Source organism: Herbiconiux gentiana, assembly GCF_024978135.1.
Taxonomy (GTDB): Bacteria; Actinomycetota; Actinomycetes; order Actinomycetales; family Microbacteriaceae; genus Herbiconiux; species Herbiconiux gentiana.
Genome location: NZ_JANTEZ010000001.1, coordinates 261,762 through 278,027 on the forward strand (window position 1 = coordinate 261,762; position 16,266 = coordinate 278,027).

At 64.1% G+C, this 16,266-nt stretch carries 15 protein-coding genes; 10 read left to right on the top strand and 5 right to left on the bottom strand.

Features of this window, described 5'->3' with window-relative positions:
* The first annotated feature begins 1 nt into the window (after nt 1).
* From NVV95_RS01190 to NVV95_RS01205, 4 genes are read left to right on the top strand one after another with little or no spacing between them, the layout of a single operon-like run.
* Entirely contained in the window at nt 2–928 is a 927-nt protein-coding gene (locus NVV95_RS01190; protein WP_259484709.1) for a carbohydrate ABC transporter permease, read from the top strand.
* On the top strand, nt 925–1,776 hold the full coding sequence (locus NVV95_RS01195) for a carbohydrate ABC transporter permease (RefSeq protein ID WP_259484710.1): 852 nt from the start codon (nt 925–927) through the stop codon (nt 1,774–1,776). Before NVV95_RS01190 ends, NVV95_RS01195 begins: the two co-directional genes overlap by 4 nt.
* Entirely contained in the window at nt 1,773–2,360 is a 588-nt protein-coding gene (locus tag NVV95_RS01200) for a MarR family winged helix-turn-helix transcriptional regulator (RefSeq protein ID WP_259484711.1), read from the top strand. Before NVV95_RS01195 ends, NVV95_RS01200 begins: the two co-directional genes overlap by 4 nt.
* Before the next feature lie 41 nt (nt 2,361–2,401).
* Nucleotides 2,402–3,016, top strand: coding sequence for a nuclear transport factor 2 family protein (locus NVV95_RS01205; RefSeq protein ID WP_259485192.1), 615 nt, complete (start codon nt 2,402–2,404; stop codon nt 3,014–3,016).
* Here the strand turns inward: NVV95_RS01205 and NVV95_RS01210 are convergent.
* From NVV95_RS01210 to NVV95_RS01230, 5 genes are read right to left on the bottom strand one after another with little or no spacing between them, the layout of a single operon-like run.
* Nucleotides 2,992–3,516: a MarR family winged helix-turn-helix transcriptional regulator gene (locus tag NVV95_RS01210; RefSeq protein WP_259484712.1), complete on the bottom strand. Its 525-nt coding sequence runs from the start codon at nt 3,514–3,516 to the stop codon at nt 2,992–2,994. The two genes, NVV95_RS01205 and NVV95_RS01210, sit on opposite strands and share 25 nt — an antisense overlap.
* 18 nt (nt 3,517–3,534) lie before the next feature.
* Entirely contained in the window at nt 3,535–4,539 is a 1,005-nt protein-coding gene (locus NVV95_RS01215; protein ID WP_510732592.1) for a glycoside hydrolase family 43 protein, read from the bottom strand.
* Nucleotides 4,532–5,497, bottom strand: a complete 966-nt coding sequence (locus NVV95_RS01220; RefSeq protein WP_259484714.1) for a glycoside hydrolase family protein — start codon at nt 5,495–5,497, stop codon at nt 4,532–4,534. Before NVV95_RS01220 ends, NVV95_RS01215 begins: the two co-directional genes overlap by 8 nt.
* Before the next feature lie 45 nt (nt 5,498–5,542).
* Nucleotides 5,543–7,297, bottom strand: a complete 1,755-nt coding sequence (locus tag NVV95_RS01225; RefSeq protein ID WP_259484715.1) for an ABC transporter ATP-binding protein — start codon at nt 7,295–7,297, stop codon at nt 5,543–5,545.
* A complete protein-coding gene (locus NVV95_RS01230) occupies nt 7,294–9,210 on the bottom strand; it encodes a beta-galactosidase (protein WP_259484716.1) in 1,917 nt (638 codons plus the stop codon). Before NVV95_RS01230 ends, NVV95_RS01225 begins: the two co-directional genes overlap by 4 nt.
* Before the next feature lie 129 nt (nt 9,211–9,339).
* Here NVV95_RS01230 and NVV95_RS01235 point away from each other — a divergent pair, with 129 nt between their 5' ends.
* From NVV95_RS01235 to NVV95_RS01260, 6 genes are all read left to right on the top strand, one after another.
* Nucleotides 9,340–10,332 carry a LacI family DNA-binding transcriptional regulator gene (locus NVV95_RS01235; protein ID WP_259484717.1) on the top strand — a complete coding sequence of 331 codons (993 nt, stop codon included), beginning with the start codon at nt 9,340–9,342 and terminating at the stop codon, nt 10,330–10,332.
* Nucleotides 10,333–10,474: 142 nt separating this feature from the next.
* Nucleotides 10,475–11,761 carry an ABC transporter substrate-binding protein gene (locus tag NVV95_RS01240; RefSeq protein WP_259484718.1) on the top strand — a complete coding sequence of 429 codons (1,287 nt, stop codon included), beginning with the start codon at nt 10,475–10,477 and terminating at the stop codon, nt 11,759–11,761.
* Nucleotides 11,762–11,828: 67 nt separating this feature from the next.
* A complete protein-coding gene (locus NVV95_RS01245; protein WP_259484719.1) occupies nt 11,829–12,707 on the top strand; it encodes a carbohydrate ABC transporter permease in 879 nt (292 codons plus the stop codon).
* Between the two features lie 77 nt (nt 12,708–12,784).
* Entirely contained in the window at nt 12,785–13,561 is a 777-nt protein-coding gene (locus NVV95_RS01250; RefSeq protein WP_259484720.1) for a carbohydrate ABC transporter permease, read from the top strand.
* A gap of 32 nt (nt 13,562–13,593) precedes the next feature.
* The gene (locus tag NVV95_RS01255) at nt 13,594–15,099 is read left to right on the top strand and encodes an alpha-N-arabinofuranosidase (RefSeq protein WP_259484721.1); all 1,506 of its coding nucleotides are present in this window, start codon (nt 13,594–13,596) and stop codon (nt 15,097–15,099) included.
* A 97-nt stretch (nt 15,100–15,196) separates the two neighbouring features.
* Nucleotides 15,197–16,177, top strand: a complete 981-nt coding sequence (locus NVV95_RS01260; protein WP_259484722.1) for a LacI family DNA-binding transcriptional regulator — start codon at nt 15,197–15,199, stop codon at nt 16,175–16,177.
* Nucleotides 16,178–16,266 lie beyond the last annotated feature (89 nt).

The window sequence follows — 16,266 nt, forward strand, 5'->3', positions numbered from 1 at the left end:
AATGACTAGCACAACCCGACAGGGTCGCCGCGGCGCGTTCAACGCTCCGCGGCGACCCCGCCGCTTCCATCCCACCTGGCACTTCTGGTTCGCACTCCCGGCGATCATCCTCGTGCTGGCGTTCTTCCTGGTCCCGTTCCTGGCGAATGCCGGCTTCGCATTCACTCAGTGGACGGCCTACAGCAGCGACATCACCTGGAACGGCTTCGAGAACTTCCGAACGCTCGCCGACCTGGGGGTTCTCGGGCACGCCGTGCTCATCACGCTCGTCTACGCGGCGGTTTCGATGCTCGTTCAGAACGTCGGGGGTCTCTTCCTCGCAAACGCCTTGCAGGAGCCCACCCGGGTGAACAACGTCTTCCGAGCGGTCTTCTTCATCCCGGTTCTCGTCTCAGGTCTCGCCGCCGGCTACATCTGGGCGGCTCTTCTCGCCGCGCAAGGCCCCCTCAACCAGTTCCTCTCCGCAATCCTGCCCGGCGGCTTCGTGTACTCCTGGCTGGGGAACCCCGTCAGCGCCCTCGTCGCCGTCGCGTTCGTCGATGCGTGGAAATGGGTGGGGTTGGCCATGACCGTCTACATCGCGGGCCTGAACGCCATCCCCAAGCAGCTCTTCGAAGCTGCAGCGCTCGATGGCGCCGGTCCCTGGCGACGTTTCTGGAAGGTGAAGGTGCCTCTGCTTGCACCGGCCTTCTCCTTCAACGTCGTGATCGGCATCGTGGGGGCACTGAGCTCTCTCGACATCATCTTCGCGGCCACTGGCGGCGGCCCCGGAGACGCGACCACCGTCCTGCAAGTGGCGTCCTACCGCCAGTACGGTCAGGGCCTGTTCGGAACAGCCAGCGCCCTCAGCCTCGTCATCGCGGTCATCGGTGTCGTCATCGCCATCCCGCTGATCTCCGCACTTCGTCGCCGGGAGGTACGACTGTGAGCACCACGTCACCCATGCAGGCATCCCGCCTGCAGCAGACACTCAAGTACATCTTCCTCGGGATCTTCGCGGTTCCGTGGGTGGCCGTCCCCCTCTGGATGCTCCTCGTGAACTCCTTCAAGACGGAGGGCGAATCGTCGGTACTGTCACTCGCTCTGCCCACCGAATGGGCAGCCGTCGAGAACTACACCAAGGTCTTCACCGAGGGCAACTACTTCGTCGGACTCGGGAACAGTCTTCTGATCGCCATTCCGGTCGTGGTCGTCGTGCTCATTCTCGGGTCGATGGCCGCCTGGGCCTACGCACGGTCGAATGCCATGGGCCTCCGTGTCACATTCTTCATCTCGGCCATGTCGATCATGCTGCCGCCGGCCATCATCCCGACGATCTTCATTCTCACGAAGATCGGGCTGCAGGGAACGACCTGGGGATACATGCTCGTGCTCACCGCCACTAAGGTCGGTGTCATCATCTTCCTCGCCGTCGGGTTCGTCCGCACGCTTCCGACCGATTACGAGGAGGCCGCGCAGTTGGACGGCGCCGGACGGCTCCGCACCTACTGGCACGTGATTCTTCCTCTCATGCGCCCCGTGCTGTTCACCGGGGCGGTCATGCTGGTCATCGGAGTCTGGAACGACTTCCTGTTCGCGCTGTTCCTGCTTGCCGGCAAGGCGAATGCCACCCTGCCACTGACCCTCTACTCATTCGCCCTCGCGCCAACGGGTGCCGTGCGCTGGAACCTCGTCTTCGCGAGTGTCGTGATGACCAGCATCCCGCTGTTCATCGCCTACGTCGTCCTTCAGCGCCGCGTGCTGTCCGGCCTGACCGAGGGGGGGACGACCGGATGAGCGGACTCGACGCAGATCGCCCGAATCAGGATGGCCTCCCGGACGATCCCGAGGGTTCCGCGGCCACTCGACGGAAGCCAGTCCCTGAGGTCGTCTCCGCGGGGAACGGCACGACTGCGGCTCGGCTCTCGCACCTGTTCCCCGCAGTCTGGCGCACCGTGACCCGCGCCTCCCGAGCCGCCGAGTCGATGCCGTCCGTCGAATCGCAGGTGACCATCCTGCGCCGCCTCGTGGCCCTCGGGGAGTCCACACCCGCTCAACTCGCGGATGAGTTGCGGCTGGCCCGGCCCACGGTCAGCAACCTGCTCAAACGGTTGGAGAAGGACGGCCTGGTCGTCAGAGCACGCTCCCTCGAGGATGCGCGCTCCATCCTGGTTGTCTCCACCGAACGCGGGCGATCGGTGCTCAATGAGTTCCGGCGCGATCGACTGGTGATTCTCAACGACGCCCTCGGGCGATTGTCGAGAAAAGATCGCGAGATCATCGAGGGTGCGTTGCCCGCCCTGGAGAATCTGCTCGAAGAACTCGAACTCATCGATCACGAGCACGCAGAGTCCGATCAAGAATCCGCCGAATCGGCCTAAGGAGTCCCTTGTCCAACCCCCTCTCACTGGCGCCTTCGTCAGTGACACATCAAGAACTGTCGGCCCTCGTCAAACGAGAGCGGATGGCCCGCGATACCGCCGCTTGGGATGAATTGTCGACACTGTACTGGCCGGGCGCCGCGGTTCGGGTGACCTGGTTCGATGGCACCATCGAGGAGTTCGTCGACATCTCCCGCGATCAGGAGCAGCGGGGGCGTGGACGCGGAATCCATGCCATCACGCCGGTCCGCGTCAACGCCTCCGGCGATCGAGCAACCGTCGAGAGCGCGGGTCAGATCCTCATCCGGCCCACCATCGACGGCATCCAGTGCGACGTCACCAGCTGGTGCCGCTTCTTCTCCCGGTTCGAGCGCCGCGACGGCCACTGGCGGATGGGCTCCTTCGACTCCATCTACTGCAAGGACAGGATCGATACGGTCAGCCCCGGTGTTCAGCTCGATCTCGACCAGGAGACGCTGGCGAGCGGACGGGCGTCCTATCGGCACCTGCGCTATCTGAATCTCCGCGCGGGGTACACCGTGCCGGACGACCTGCCCGGGGACGATCGGCTCGACCTGCTCGAGAAGTTCTATGCGGATGCCCACTCGTGGCTCACGACGGACACCCGGGACTACTCCTCGACTTCTGTGAGGTAGGCCGCAGGGCTCTGCTGACTCACCGTCACCTGCTCGAGCTTCTCGGTGAGCTGGCGCAGCGAGGGAAGCACGGCGAGCGCCCAGCGGCGATCCGGTTCACTCAACCCCTCGAGAGCCACAGCCACCAGGTCGTCCCTCTGCCTGAGGAATGTCGTGGTCATCTCGACTGCGGCGGGGGTGGCGTCCAGGATGACCGCACGGCCATCGGACTCGCTCGGACGCCGTGTGAGGAGCCCCTCGGCGACCATCACCTTGACGAGGTTGCTGATCGTCGGCCGGGCAAGGCCCAGCTCTGACGCGAGGGCCACGAAGGTGAGCGGGCCCTTGGCCACCAGCTTGCCGATTACCTCCGCCTGCGCGGTGGGCAGGGGAGGAAGACTCGCCATCGTGCGGGCGCTCCGGACGATGGAGCGTTGCAGGGCGATGATGGTGACGGCCAGTTCACGAGCCCCGTCCGAAAGCCCTCGACCGACGATCGCGAGATCCTCAGGCTCGCTCACGGTGCGCCCTCGTCTTCGTCACGCTCGAGCTCCTCCGTCGCATCCGATGGCGGGCGTCTTCACCGGCGTCGCCTGTGTCCACATTACAAGTGAGTTCGCCACGTGTTCCCACTCCGCTCGGGCGAGGTGCAGAATGCCGCCGTGCTTCGTGCCGGGCCGGATCACGACGCGGGCAGGGTCGACAGAACGCCAGTCGCCCGTGAGGAGATCATCCGTCTCGAGTGCGAAGTAGCCCTGCGGGGATTCGGCGTATTGGTCGAGGTAGAGATACCACCGAGCGACCCGATGATCGCGAACGATGATGGGTGCCTCCACGCGATCGTAGGTCTCGGCGGCGATTCTCGACGCGAGCGTGCGGAAGTCGTTCGAGAACAGCGTGGAACCGACCTCGTGGTAGACACCCGGCGACGAGGAACCGATCTCTTCGGCCTTTCCGAAACGATGGACCCGGCCGCCCTCGATCAGGATCGTCGTATCGATCACGTCACGTCCCGAATCGATGAAGATCTCCGCGGGCGAGAAGGTCACGAAGTCACGGGTGCGAGCAGAGAGAATCCGGCTGTACGCCTCACCCTGATGGGACGGATCCTGGCTCGAGTAGAGCTTCGACGACCAGAACACGAGGTGCTCTCCCGTCTCGGGGTCGAGGATGGACTCCGGGGCCCACGCCATCCCGGCTTCCGGCGGTGCGATCTCCACGAGTCGCGGGCCGGACCACGTGACGAGGTCGGCGGAATCCCACAGCACCAGCGAGCGACTGCCCGATCGAACCCAGGTCCCCCAGTCACCCTCGCCGGATTCGACGTTCAGATCTGTGGCCAGAATATGGAATCCGCCCATGGCGTCGCGAACCAGCACGGGGTCGCGTACCCCCCGGGTGCCGACGTCACTGGCCAGAACTGGTTCCCCGCCGCGCAGAGGGCGCCAGCGAAGAGGGTCGTCGCCGTCGCTCAGGGAGAAGTAGATCTTCTCTCCCCCGGGTTCGTCCCGAAAATGCACGAAGAGGTATCCGTACTCATTCATCGCCGAGCCGCCCGAGCTGATCGGGCGCGGTCAAGAACGGCCCCGCGATCAGCTCATCGCGATCGCAGGTCAGCCGGCCTTCTTCCACTCGCAGGCGGGCGACTTGGATCGACGATCGCCGATGCTCGTACAGCCTGTCATCGACCGGCATCCCTGGTTCCCGACCGGGATGGGTGAAGTAGAACACGTAACCGGACTGACCGTCGACCACCACATCGGCGTGGTAACCCACGCCACCGTCGTCGGTACGTGCTCCTGGTTCATCGAGGATGCGATCGTGTTGAGCCCAGGTCACGAGATCAGTCGAGCGGAACACCCGAAGGCCCCGCCACTCATCCGTGAGCATCCAGTAGTACCCGCCGAGTCGGAAGACGTTCGGCCCTTCATGAGGGCACGTCTCGATGGTCGGTCCGTCGACGGCCCAGGTGCGGAGATCGTCGCTGGAGGCCCGATAGGTATGGGATCCGTCCGCTTCATCCTTGTACCACATGAGGTATCGACCATCCTCGGCGCGGATGATGCCGGCATCGATGACCCGATCGGAACTCAGACACAGGGTCGACCGAAAGCTCCGGGTGTGCAGGTCGGCGCTGGTGTAGTGACGTATGGCGCGTGGTTTGTCGGACCAGGCGGTCGGCACACCGTCGATGACCGTCACGAACATGTGGAAGAGATCACCGTCGTCGACGACCTCCGGGGCCCAGAAGGTGTGGCGACCGGGTTCGGTGCACAGACCCTCCGCGATCCCGCGATGGAGCCAGGTCACTCCGCCGTCGACACTCGTCGCGATTCCGATGTCGGTGCCGTGCACCCAGCCGAAGCCCCCGATCGGCGGAGACCACGCGCGCCGATTGGTGTAGAACATCCACCACTCCCGCCGCACTCGATTCCAGATCACCGTGGGATCGGCGGCGCCGTCGAGAAGTGGGTCGCGGCACAGGGGGCTGGGAACGGTCATCATCGGGCTCCTTTTCGGCTGAGGTCGTTGTCGTGGCGAGGGGATTCAGGGCGACGTGCCGGTCTGGAGCGCCCAAAGACGCGCGTATTGGCATCCGGCGGAGACCAACTGGTCGTGAGTGCCACGTTCGACGATCGTCCCGCGGTCCAGCACCACGATGGTGTCTGCGCGGCGGACGGTCGACAAGCGGTGGGCGACGACGAGGGTCGTCCTGTTCTGCATCAGCGTGTCGAGAGCGGTCTGCACCTTGGCCTCGGATTCGGAGTCGAGCGCGCTCGTCGCCTCATCCAAGAGCAGGATCAGGGGGTTCCGGATGAGAGCGCGAGCGATCGATAACCGCTGCCGCTGCCCTCCGGAGAGCCGAGCGCCGCGCTCGCCCACCATGGTGTCCAGGCCTCGGGGAAGTTGATCGACGATCTCCAGTGCGTTAGCGTCGCGGAGCGCCTGGATCACTGCGCTGTCGTCGACACTGTCGAGTCCGTAGGTGACATTGTCCCTGATCGATCCCTCGAACATGACGGACTCTTGGGGCACGACGGATACGTCACGTCGCACGGTGCGGAGATCGAGCTCCTGCATGTCTCTGCCATCGAGCAGCACCTGGCCGGACGACGGGCGCACGAACCCCAGGACGGTGTTCATCAGCGTCGACTTTCCCGAACCGGAACGTCCCACGAGAGCAACCGTCTCGCCGGGCGAGATCACCAGATCGATGGCTTTGACCGCCGGCGGCTCGTCGCCGTATCTCACGCTGACGTTCCGCAGCTCGATCCGGCCGGTGACGGATGCGACGACGTGCTTTCCCTCGTTGAATTCGAGATCGGGCTCCTGCATGATCTCAGCGAGAGACTTCACCGATTCGGTGCCCCGCGCAAGGAGGGGGTAGAGGTTCAACACCGAGGTCACGGTGCCGGTCAGCATGGCGAAGTAGGTGCTCAGGAGCACGACCTGTCCCGGCGTGATCGTCGCCCAACCCATCACGGCGACGAGCCCAGCCAGACAGAGGCAGCCGAGCGAGAGCAACTGTAGCGCCACCCAGCTGATGGCTCCGAAGCCACCGTTGAGCATGTCCAGCCGGAGGCCCTGAACCCTCACCCCCTCGGCGACTTCCGAGACACGGTCTCGAGCGATGTGCTCGAGACCGTGTGCCCGCGTGATCGGCAGGAGCGTCGCCATTTCACCGATTCGAGAGGAGAAGCGTTCCATCTCCACCCGGAACTCCTGGTTTCGGAGGGAAGACCTCCGCCGCATGGCCCACCACACCCCCACCCCGGCAGGAACCGACAGAGCGAACACGGGCAAGAACTGGGGAACGGTGACGGCGGTCATGGTGACGGCACCGATGAACACGAACACCGCCGAGAGCCCGGGATTTCCCGCCTGCAGGAACATCAGCTCGAGGTTCTCGACATCACGAACCACTTTGCTCTGGATGACCGACGCGCTCGATCGCGCGTGAAAGCCGATCGAGAGCGTCTGAAGCCGGTCGGCGAGCGCGTTGCGGAGGTTCGCGGCCATTCCTCGAACCGAACTCATGTAGAGCCGGGTGAAAGCCAGATGGGTGGGGTAGTTCTGCAGCACCAACGCCGCTCCCGCAAGAGCGAGCCAGCCGATCTCGGTTGCCGAGCGCCCGTCCACGACGACATCGATCATCGCCGCAGTGATCACCGGCAGCAGCCACAGCGGCGAGTCCTTAACGATGAAGACGGCGATCGCGATCACCAGTCGGGTGCGAAAAGGGCGCAGCTCGTGCAGAAGGGAGGACAGCGGGCGATCAGCGTCGATCGAGCGCCTCGTCACATCTCGGCGCCCCGAAGGTGCACGACTTCGAAGGGGCCGAGTGTGACCGGGCCCACGGGGAGGGCGATCTCCACCGACCCCTCCCCCTGGTTGATCACGGTGATGCCCTGCGCCGTACGCACTGCCTCGATGATCGGGGCGGCGCCGGCCAGCACGGACTCGACGCGTGCAACCTCCAGGGCGCGGCGGAGAGTCCATTCGATGCCCTCGGCGTCGAAGAACGTCGTGAGATGGAATGAGACGCCCAGACCGAATCGGTTGACCACGACCGCCGGCGCTCCGGTGTCGAGGAGAGCCAGGATCTCGCCGTCCGCGACGACGAAGTCCTCGATCAGGATCGTCGGCTCGAGAATAGACCCGTCACTCGTGTGCACCGTGCGTCCATCCGTCGGCTCGATACCGGAGAAGTCGATCGGCTCTCCCCCCAGAACACCGGCGAGCTGCACGCTGTAGCCTCCCGCGCGGAAGTGATCCCTCGTGTCGACAACGTCGACAAAGGCGGTGGTGAGGAGCACGCCCCCACCATCGACGAACGTCTCGAGCGAGCGAGCTCCCGCCTCGCCCAGGAGATAGAGTGCGGGCGCGACGACCATCGCGAAGGTGGAGAGGTCATCGGTCGGGCGAACGAAACTGACCTGGACGTTCTGGTCGTGGAGCGCTTTGTACCAGGCGAAGACCACCGAGTAGTAGTCGATGTCGGCAGGCAGATCGGGCTGGCGCAGCGCCCACCAGTTCTCCCAGTCGAACACGATCGCGACGTCGCCGCGCGGAGGATCCGACCAGACTCTGTTCTCGAGAGAGCATCCCAACTCCACCACCTCGCGCCACGTCCGCGAGCGCACGCCGGAGTGCGGGACCATGGCGGAGTGGAACTTCTCTTGGCCGGCACGCGACTGTCGCCACTGGAAGAAGAGCACACCGTCAGACCCGCGGGCGATCGCCTGCTCGCTCCACGCAGCCATCTGGCCCGGCTTCTTCGCGGCGTTGTTCGACCTCCATTGCACGGAGTTCGGGGCCTGTTCCATCAACAGCCACGGCACCCCCGGTTTCAGAGACCGCATCAGGTCACGCGCGAAGGCCGCGTGCCGGAATGCTTCAAGATCTCGAGGATCGGGGTAGTTGTCGTCTGAGACGAAGTCGACTTCATCTGCCCAGTCCCAGTAGTTGAGATCTGGAAACGGCCCCATGAAATTGGTGGTGATGGGCTGTGATGCCCCCGCCGCGCGGATGATGTCGCGCTCCATGGTGTACAGCGACAGGATCGAATCCGATGTGAAGCGACGGAAATCTAGCACAGCACAGGGATTCTGAGTGGTGGGCGCTTTTCGGGGCGGGTCGACTTCGGCGAACGAACCGTAGCTCTGAGACCAGAAGCTCGTTCCCCAGGCGGTGTTGAGCTGCTCGATGTCGACGTAGCGGGCCTCGAGCCAGACACGGAACGCCGAGGCCGCGTGCATCGAGTAATCGGCGCGGACGTGGCAGGCGTACTCGTTGTTCACGTGCCACATGACGACCGCCGGATGATTCGCGTAACGCCGGGCGATCTCGGTGACCAGCTCGCCCGCGAGTCGGCGGTAATCAGGCGATGTCGGAGCGTAGTGCTGGCGACTCCCCAGCCCGAGCACCTCTCCCGAGTCGGTGACCGGCAAAACGTCGGGGTATGCACGCACCAGCCACGGCGGGGGCGACGCGGTCGCGGTCGCGAGGTCGACCGCGATCCCGTTCGCGTGCAGCTTGTCGAGAATGCGATCAAGCCACTCGAAGTCGAAGACCCCTTCGGCCGGCTGGAGTCGGGCCCAGGAGAAGATGCCCACGCTGACGAGGTTCACACCCGCCTGTGCCATGAGCGAGACGTCCTCGTCCCACACCGAATCGGGCCACTGTTCGGGGTTGTAGTCTCCACCGAAATACATGTCGTCCCTTCGCGGCCTCGCGCCGGTTATTGAATGTTATCGATAGACATCGTAGTTCTGCGATGCATCTCCGCGCCAGTTGAACCTCGTCCGCTGGGCTGGCGACGCGCGTCCGCGATAATGAACTCCATGCCCCACAATGTGACCATCGAGGACATCGCCGCGGAAGCCGGCGTCTCGAGGCAAACCGTCAGCCGGGCCATGAACGGCATGCCGCGAATCAGCGAGAAGACCCGGGCCCGAGTGCTCGAGGTGAGCGAACGCTTGGGCTACCGCCCGAGTCGCTTCGCATCCAACCTGGCTCGCGTCGCCAAAGCCAAGACGGTCGGGCTGGTGGTCGACTCACTTCGTAACCCGTACTACTCCGAGCTCGCCGCCGAGCTGCTGGATGCCGCCTCACTCAACGGCTGGCAGCTCACGATCTCCTCGCACGAGAACGAACCGGTTCTGCCGATGGTCGCACGGCTGGCCGGCGAGGTCGACGCCGTCGTGGGCTACTTCGGCGAAGACAACGAAGAAGAACTCCTCGCCGCAGCTCGGGGCGTGCCGGTCGTGCTGCTCGGCCGCACGGCCACCGTACCCGGGTTGCACTCGGTCGACATCGACTTCGATTCCGGATTCGTCGCACTCATCGACGAGCTGAGACGGCGAGGCGCAGCCCGTTTCGGAATGCTGGAAAGCCACATCCACGGCACAGAGTACGCACCCAGTTCCCGGCGGCTGGCCTACGAGCGCTCGACCGAGCATCCGTCATCGAGCGCTGTCATCGTGTGCGAGGCCGAGATGCAGTCGGTCGATGCCGGCGAAGCCGGAATGCACGCTCTGCTCGATCGCTACCCTGACACGGACACCGTCATCGCATTCAGCGATCTGATGGCCATGGGAGCCCTGCGGGCCGCTCACAGCAGGGGTATCGATATTCCGAGCCGGCTGAAAGTCGTCGGCATCGACGGGCTGTCGCTCGGCGCGGTCACCAGTCCGGCGCTCACCAGCCTTGCGATCGTGGGGAGTCCGATCATCGAACAAGTCGCCGAGGTCGTGCGCGCCGCCTTACAACCCGGCGCGGTCGGCGAGCAGCACCGGCGGGCCATACCGGCACCTCTCTGGCGCGAATCCGCCTGAGCCTCCGATCCGGATCTGAGCTGGGTAATTCTTGCGGTTGCGTGAGCGCTCACGCAATGCATATACTCGACCCGTCGTGAGGCTGAGAATGACCCTGAGGCTCTCGTAGGTTCATCGCACCCACCGATCGACGACTCCATCTGTGAGGAAAACACTCGACCAAGAGAGGTCTTCAATGAAGAAGAGGACGATCCGTATCGCATCGATTGCGATCGCGGCGGCAATCGGCGTGAGCTTGTCCGCGTGCTCCAGCAGCACCGGCTCCACCGGTTCTGACCAGACCCTGACCATCTACGGATGGAAAGGAAACGAGGCCCAGCCGGCAGGCGTGCCCGAGATCAATGCCGCCTTCGAGGCAGCCAACCCGGGAGTCACGGTGAACTACGAGTTCATCGATGCCGGTGCCACGATAGCCCAGCGACTCCAGCCGGAGTTGTTGGCCGGAACCGGTCCCGACGTGTTCATGGTCACCAGCTCGGAGATCACGCAGTACCAGGGCAACGGGTACCTGACAGACCTGAGCGACGAGCCCTGGGTTTCGACGATCTCCGACCAGGTCAAGCCCTTCGTCGAGGCCGACGGCGCGACCTACGCGGTACCGCTCGGAATCATCCCCATCGGCCTGTGGGCCAACATGGATGTGTTGGGACAGGCCGGCATCACGACGTTCCCCACCACGTACTCCGAGCTGATCGGCGACCTGGAAACACTGAAAGCGGCCGGGATCACGGGGCTGTCCGTGCCCAACAAGGGCGCCTACACGGCCGATGCCCTCCTGAACGGCATCGCCAGCACTCTCGTCTACCGCGATAACCCGCAGTGGGACGCCAACTTCATGAGCGGCTCGACGGACTTCAGCGACTGGAAGCCCTCCGTCGATCAGCTCGTGGCACTGGGCGACGACGGCCTCGTCGACTGGAAGTCCTCGCTCGGCGTCGACGAATGGGGACAGGGCCTGCAGGACTTCAAGGCCGGCAAGTCCGCCTTCCTCTACCAGGGTGGATGGAACCTGGCCGACTTCCAGACGGCCATCCCTTCGGTTCAGTTCGGACCGTGGCCCGCTTCGAACGAAGGTCCGCAGTGGGCCACCATGTTCGCCGGGGTGAACTGGGCCGTCAACGCCGCAAGCGACAAGCAGGAGCTGGCGAAGAAGTACCTGGCCTTCTGGGCGGACTCGGAGAACGATCAGGAGTTCCTCGAGGCAGAGGCGTCGTACTCTCCGTTCGATGGCGGCACGTCGCCCACGAACGACGCGACCACTCTGATCGCCGACGCCGTCGGCGCCGGTGACTACCGGCTGCTCGCCGCGACGACGTGGTTCCCCCAGACGAACGAGGACGAGTTCGGTCAGGACCTCCAGAGCCTCTTCCTCGGCCAGACCACCACCGATGATCTCCTCTCGAAGTGGGACTCGTTCCGCGAGAAGTAAGAACGTCTCCCTTTCCCCGATGCGGTCCCCGGTCCTCGGGCCGGGGACCGCACAAGTGAGGTAATCAATGCTGACTCGCCGCCCACTCGTCGCGCTGTCCTTCGCGCTCCCCGCGCTGCTGTTGTACTCCGTGATCGTCATCTACCCACTGTTCAGCGGTGCGTATCTGAGTCTCACCGACAGCAGCGGCGGACCCAAGGCCGACTTCGTCGGTCTCGACAACTACGTGCGCCTCTTCGGTGACGGAGATGTCTGGGACGCCCTTCGCGTGACCCTGCTCTACGCCGTCGTCGTCGTGGTGTTCCAGAATCTGTTCGGACTCCTCCTCGCACGCGGGCTCTACAACCGTCCTCGTGCGCGAAAGATAGTAACCGCCTTCGTGTTGCTTCCGAGCCTGGTCGCGCCCGTCATGGCAGCGTTCATCTTCTCCTACATCTTCGCGCCGGAGGGAGCCCTCAATTCCTTCCTCGGAGCGATCGGCCTCGACTCCCTACAGCGCGTGTGGCTGGGCGACCCCTCAACAGCCCTGTTCGCGGTGGCTGCCGTGAACATCTGGGGGTTCGCCGGCTACTCCGGCATCATCTATCTCGCCGGCTACAGCGCGATCGACAAAGATGTCCTCAATGCGGCGGCCATCGACGGCGCCAGCGGGTTCAGCAGGTTCCGCTACATCGAGTGGCCCCTCATCACCCCGGCTCTGACGGTCAACCTCGCCCTCAACGTCATCGGTGCGCTTCGAGTGTTCGAGCTCCCGCTCGTCATGACGAACGGAGGGCCCGCCAATTCGACTACGACGATCACCATGCTGATCTACCGCAATCTCTTCGGTTCAGCAGGTGGGTTCGCCTATGCGACCGCCCTCGCCGTGTTCTTCCTCCTTCTCGTCGTCGTCGTCGCAGTGACGATGACGACCCTGCTTCGCGCTCGCGAACGGAGAATGTTTTGAAATCACACGCTGAAGCCGCCCGCGCCCCACGGGTGTCCCATCTCGTTCTGCGGAGGCTGGGTGACCTCGGGCTCATCGTGGGAATCGCCGCACTGGTCATCCCGTTCATAATCGCCCTCGTGATCGCACTCCGGCCGGCTGCGGATGTCGCCGCCGACCCCCTGGGTTTTCCGACGACGCTCACTCTGGACAACTTCTTCCGAACCGCTCAACAACTGAACTACGGCCGGAGTCTTCTTAACTCGACGATCTTCACGGTGGGTTCCTCGATCGTGATTGTGATCGTCGGAGCGATGGTCAGTTATCCCATCGCACGACTCGCACGCGGATGGACCAACTCGCTGTATCGGTATTTCATTCTCGGCCTGACCATCCCGATCTTCGTGCTCCTGGCACCGCTCTATCTGCTGTTCCGCGATCTGCACCTTCTGAACACGCACATCGGCACGATCTTGATCTATTCGGCGATGAACCTTCCGATCGCCGTGTTCTTCTTCTCCAGCTTCATGCGAAGTGTTCCGGTCGAGTTGGAAGAGGCTGCCGCCCTCGATGGTTCGGGGCCGTACCGAACGTTCTTCACGATCGTCTTCCCTTTGATGAGACCGATCGTCGCAACGCTCGCCGTGACTCTCGTGCTGAGCCTCTGGAACGACCTCATCGTGCCGCTGATCTTCATGCAGGGCACCGACAACAGAACCGTGATGTCGAACGCTTTCGCCCTGATCGACCCCCGTAAGGCCGACCCGACCACTCTGTTCCCGGCGGCCCTCCTGGGTGTGGCGCCACTCATCATCGTCTTCTTCATCCTGCAACGGCAGATCGTCGACGGCATCGCCGCCGGTGCCGTCAAGTAGTCACGTCACGCATTAAGGACACTTCTTTCCGCATGCTCACCGCATCCATCGTCGTCGACCGCCGTTTCACGTCGGGCACCGTGCCTCGACGCCTCTTCGGAGGTTTCATCGAGCAGGCGGGTCGTGGCGTCTACCACGGCCTCTTCGAACCGGAACATCCCCTGGCTGACTCTCACGGATTCCGTCGCGACGTGATCGAACTCATCCGCGAGCTCGGAGTCACGACGGTTCGCTATCCCGGCGGAAATTACGTCAGCGGGCATCGCTGGGAGGACGGCACGGGGCCCGTGGATCTGCGTCCGTCCCGGCTCGACCTTGCCTGGCATGCGACAGAACCGAACACCTTCGGTCTCGACGAGTTCATCACCTGGAGCAGCGAGGCGGGAGTCGAACCCATGCTCGCCCTGAATCTGGGCACCCGGGGAGTACTCGAAGCCCTCGACATGCTCGAGTACTGCAACGGAGCCGGCGGCACGTTCCAAGCCGACCGACGGAGGGCCAACGGCTTCGAGAAGCCCTTCGACGTGAGGATGTGGTGCCTCGGAAACGAGCCCGACGGCCACTGGCAACTCGGCCACACCGACGCGGCACACTACGGTCTGATCGCACGTCAGACGGCCAGCGCCATGCGGATGTTCGACCCGACACTCGAACTCGTGGTCGCCGGGAGCTCGGGCACGGAGATGGCCACCTACGGCAGCTGGGAGCGAACCGTGCTCGAGGCGAGCTACGACGATGTCGACTTCATCTCCGCGCACCAGTACTACTACGAGCGCGATGGCGATCTCGCCAGCTACCTCGCCTCATCGACCGACTTCGACGCCTACATCCGAAGCGTCATCGCCACCATCGACCACGTCAGGAGCGTGAAGCGCAGCAGTCGGATCGTGAACGTGTCCGTCGACGAATGGGGGGTCTGGTATCAGCCCGACCATGTGGACGAGGTGCCGGCGGGACTCTGGCCGGTCGGAGGACACCGTCTCGAAGACTTCTACTCCACGGCAGATGCTGTCGTCTACGGGTCGATGCTGATCACCCTTCTCAAACACGTCGATCGAGTACGTTCTGCCAGCATCGCTCAGCTGGTCAACGTGATCGCCCCGATCATGACGGTCGATGGAGGCGAAGCGTGGAAGCAGACGATCTTCCATCCCTTCGCGCAAGCGAGTGCGTCGATCGGCGACATGGTGCTTCAGACCCTGGTCACGAGCACGCCGATGACGGCGGATCGATTCGGAGAGGTCCCCGCGGTCGATGCGGTCGCCACATTCGATGACGATGCGGGCGTGCTCAGGATCTTCGTGGTGAACCGTTCTCACGAACCTGCGGAGTTCGCCGCCGACCTAAGCTCGTTCGGTCAGGTCTTCGAAGGCGAGATGGCCGTGCTCGCGAGTGATGAGCCGCGCCGCAAGGGCGCGGGAGGCGAGCTCGATCCCAGGCCGCGCGTCAGCCCGCTTCGCCCCACGCACGGACAACTGGCGGTCACACTGGCCCCCGTCTCGTGGAGCACGCTCACCGTGCAGTTCGGGGCACGCTGAAAGCCTGATCCGCGATCTCATCGGCAATGATGGGTGCATGCAAACACGTTCCGCAGGGCGCAGCCACCCGCCCACCGGGCCTGCAACCATACGATCAGTGGCCACTCACGCCGGTGTATCGACGCAAACGGTCGTGCGCTATCTGCGGAATTTCGAGGGGATCCGCCCCGCAACGCGCGAGAAGGTTCGGCAGGCCCTCGAACAACTGGACTACCGCCCTAACCCGATCGCCCGTGCCCTACGAACAAATACGGGCAATCGAATACTCCTGTTCCTCCACGAGATCAGCGAGGCCGGGCCGAGCAGTATCGCCCTCGCCGCGACCACGAGAGCCCGCGAGTTCGGTTTCATCGTCGAAGTCATCCCTCTGGAGTCCACCGACGCCGCCGCAATCAGATCCATCGTCGATACCGTCGACCAGGCATATACCGCCGGCGTCCTGGCTTTCGCTCCGACGCCCGCGCTGGAAGAGTTGTTCTCACTGATCCGATTCACGGCGCCCGTCCTCGTGGAGAGAAACGGAAACGGCTTCGATGCCGACACGCTCCACGACGACGTCGAGCCGGCGATGGACCTGCTTGTCGCGCATCTCCACCATCTCGGACACCGCCGATTGTTTCTCATCAACGGTCCGGAACAGTGGTACTCCGCCCAGAGACGGCGCGAGGGAGCCCGCCGCGCGGCGAAGAACCTCGGTCTGGAGATCGTGGGCGAAGAGTTCGGCGACTGGTCGGCACGGTCGGGATCGGAGATCGCCGCCGGCGATCTCCGAGACGCAACGGCCGTCATCGCGGCCAACGACGAGATGGCCATCGGAGCGATCTCCTCGTTGGCGGCACGCGGTTTCCGGGTCCCATCCGACATCAGCATCGTGGGGTTCGACGACATCCGACTAGCGGCCTACACGAACCCGCCGCTTACGACGATCCGGATCGACTTCTCCGCTTCCGGGCGCCTTGCCATCGACCGCCTACTTTCTCTGATCTCCCCCGACGTGCCTCGAGGTGTCGGTGAGGCCATCGGTCGAGCGTTCGTGCCGCGCCAATCGAGTGGGCCGGCAGCGAGCGATCATCCCTGACACCGTCGAAGCGGTCAAGATCGATACCGGGTCGAAATTGATGCGATTTTGGGCAATCACATAGCCATACGCTCGGAAGTGCTCCTTCC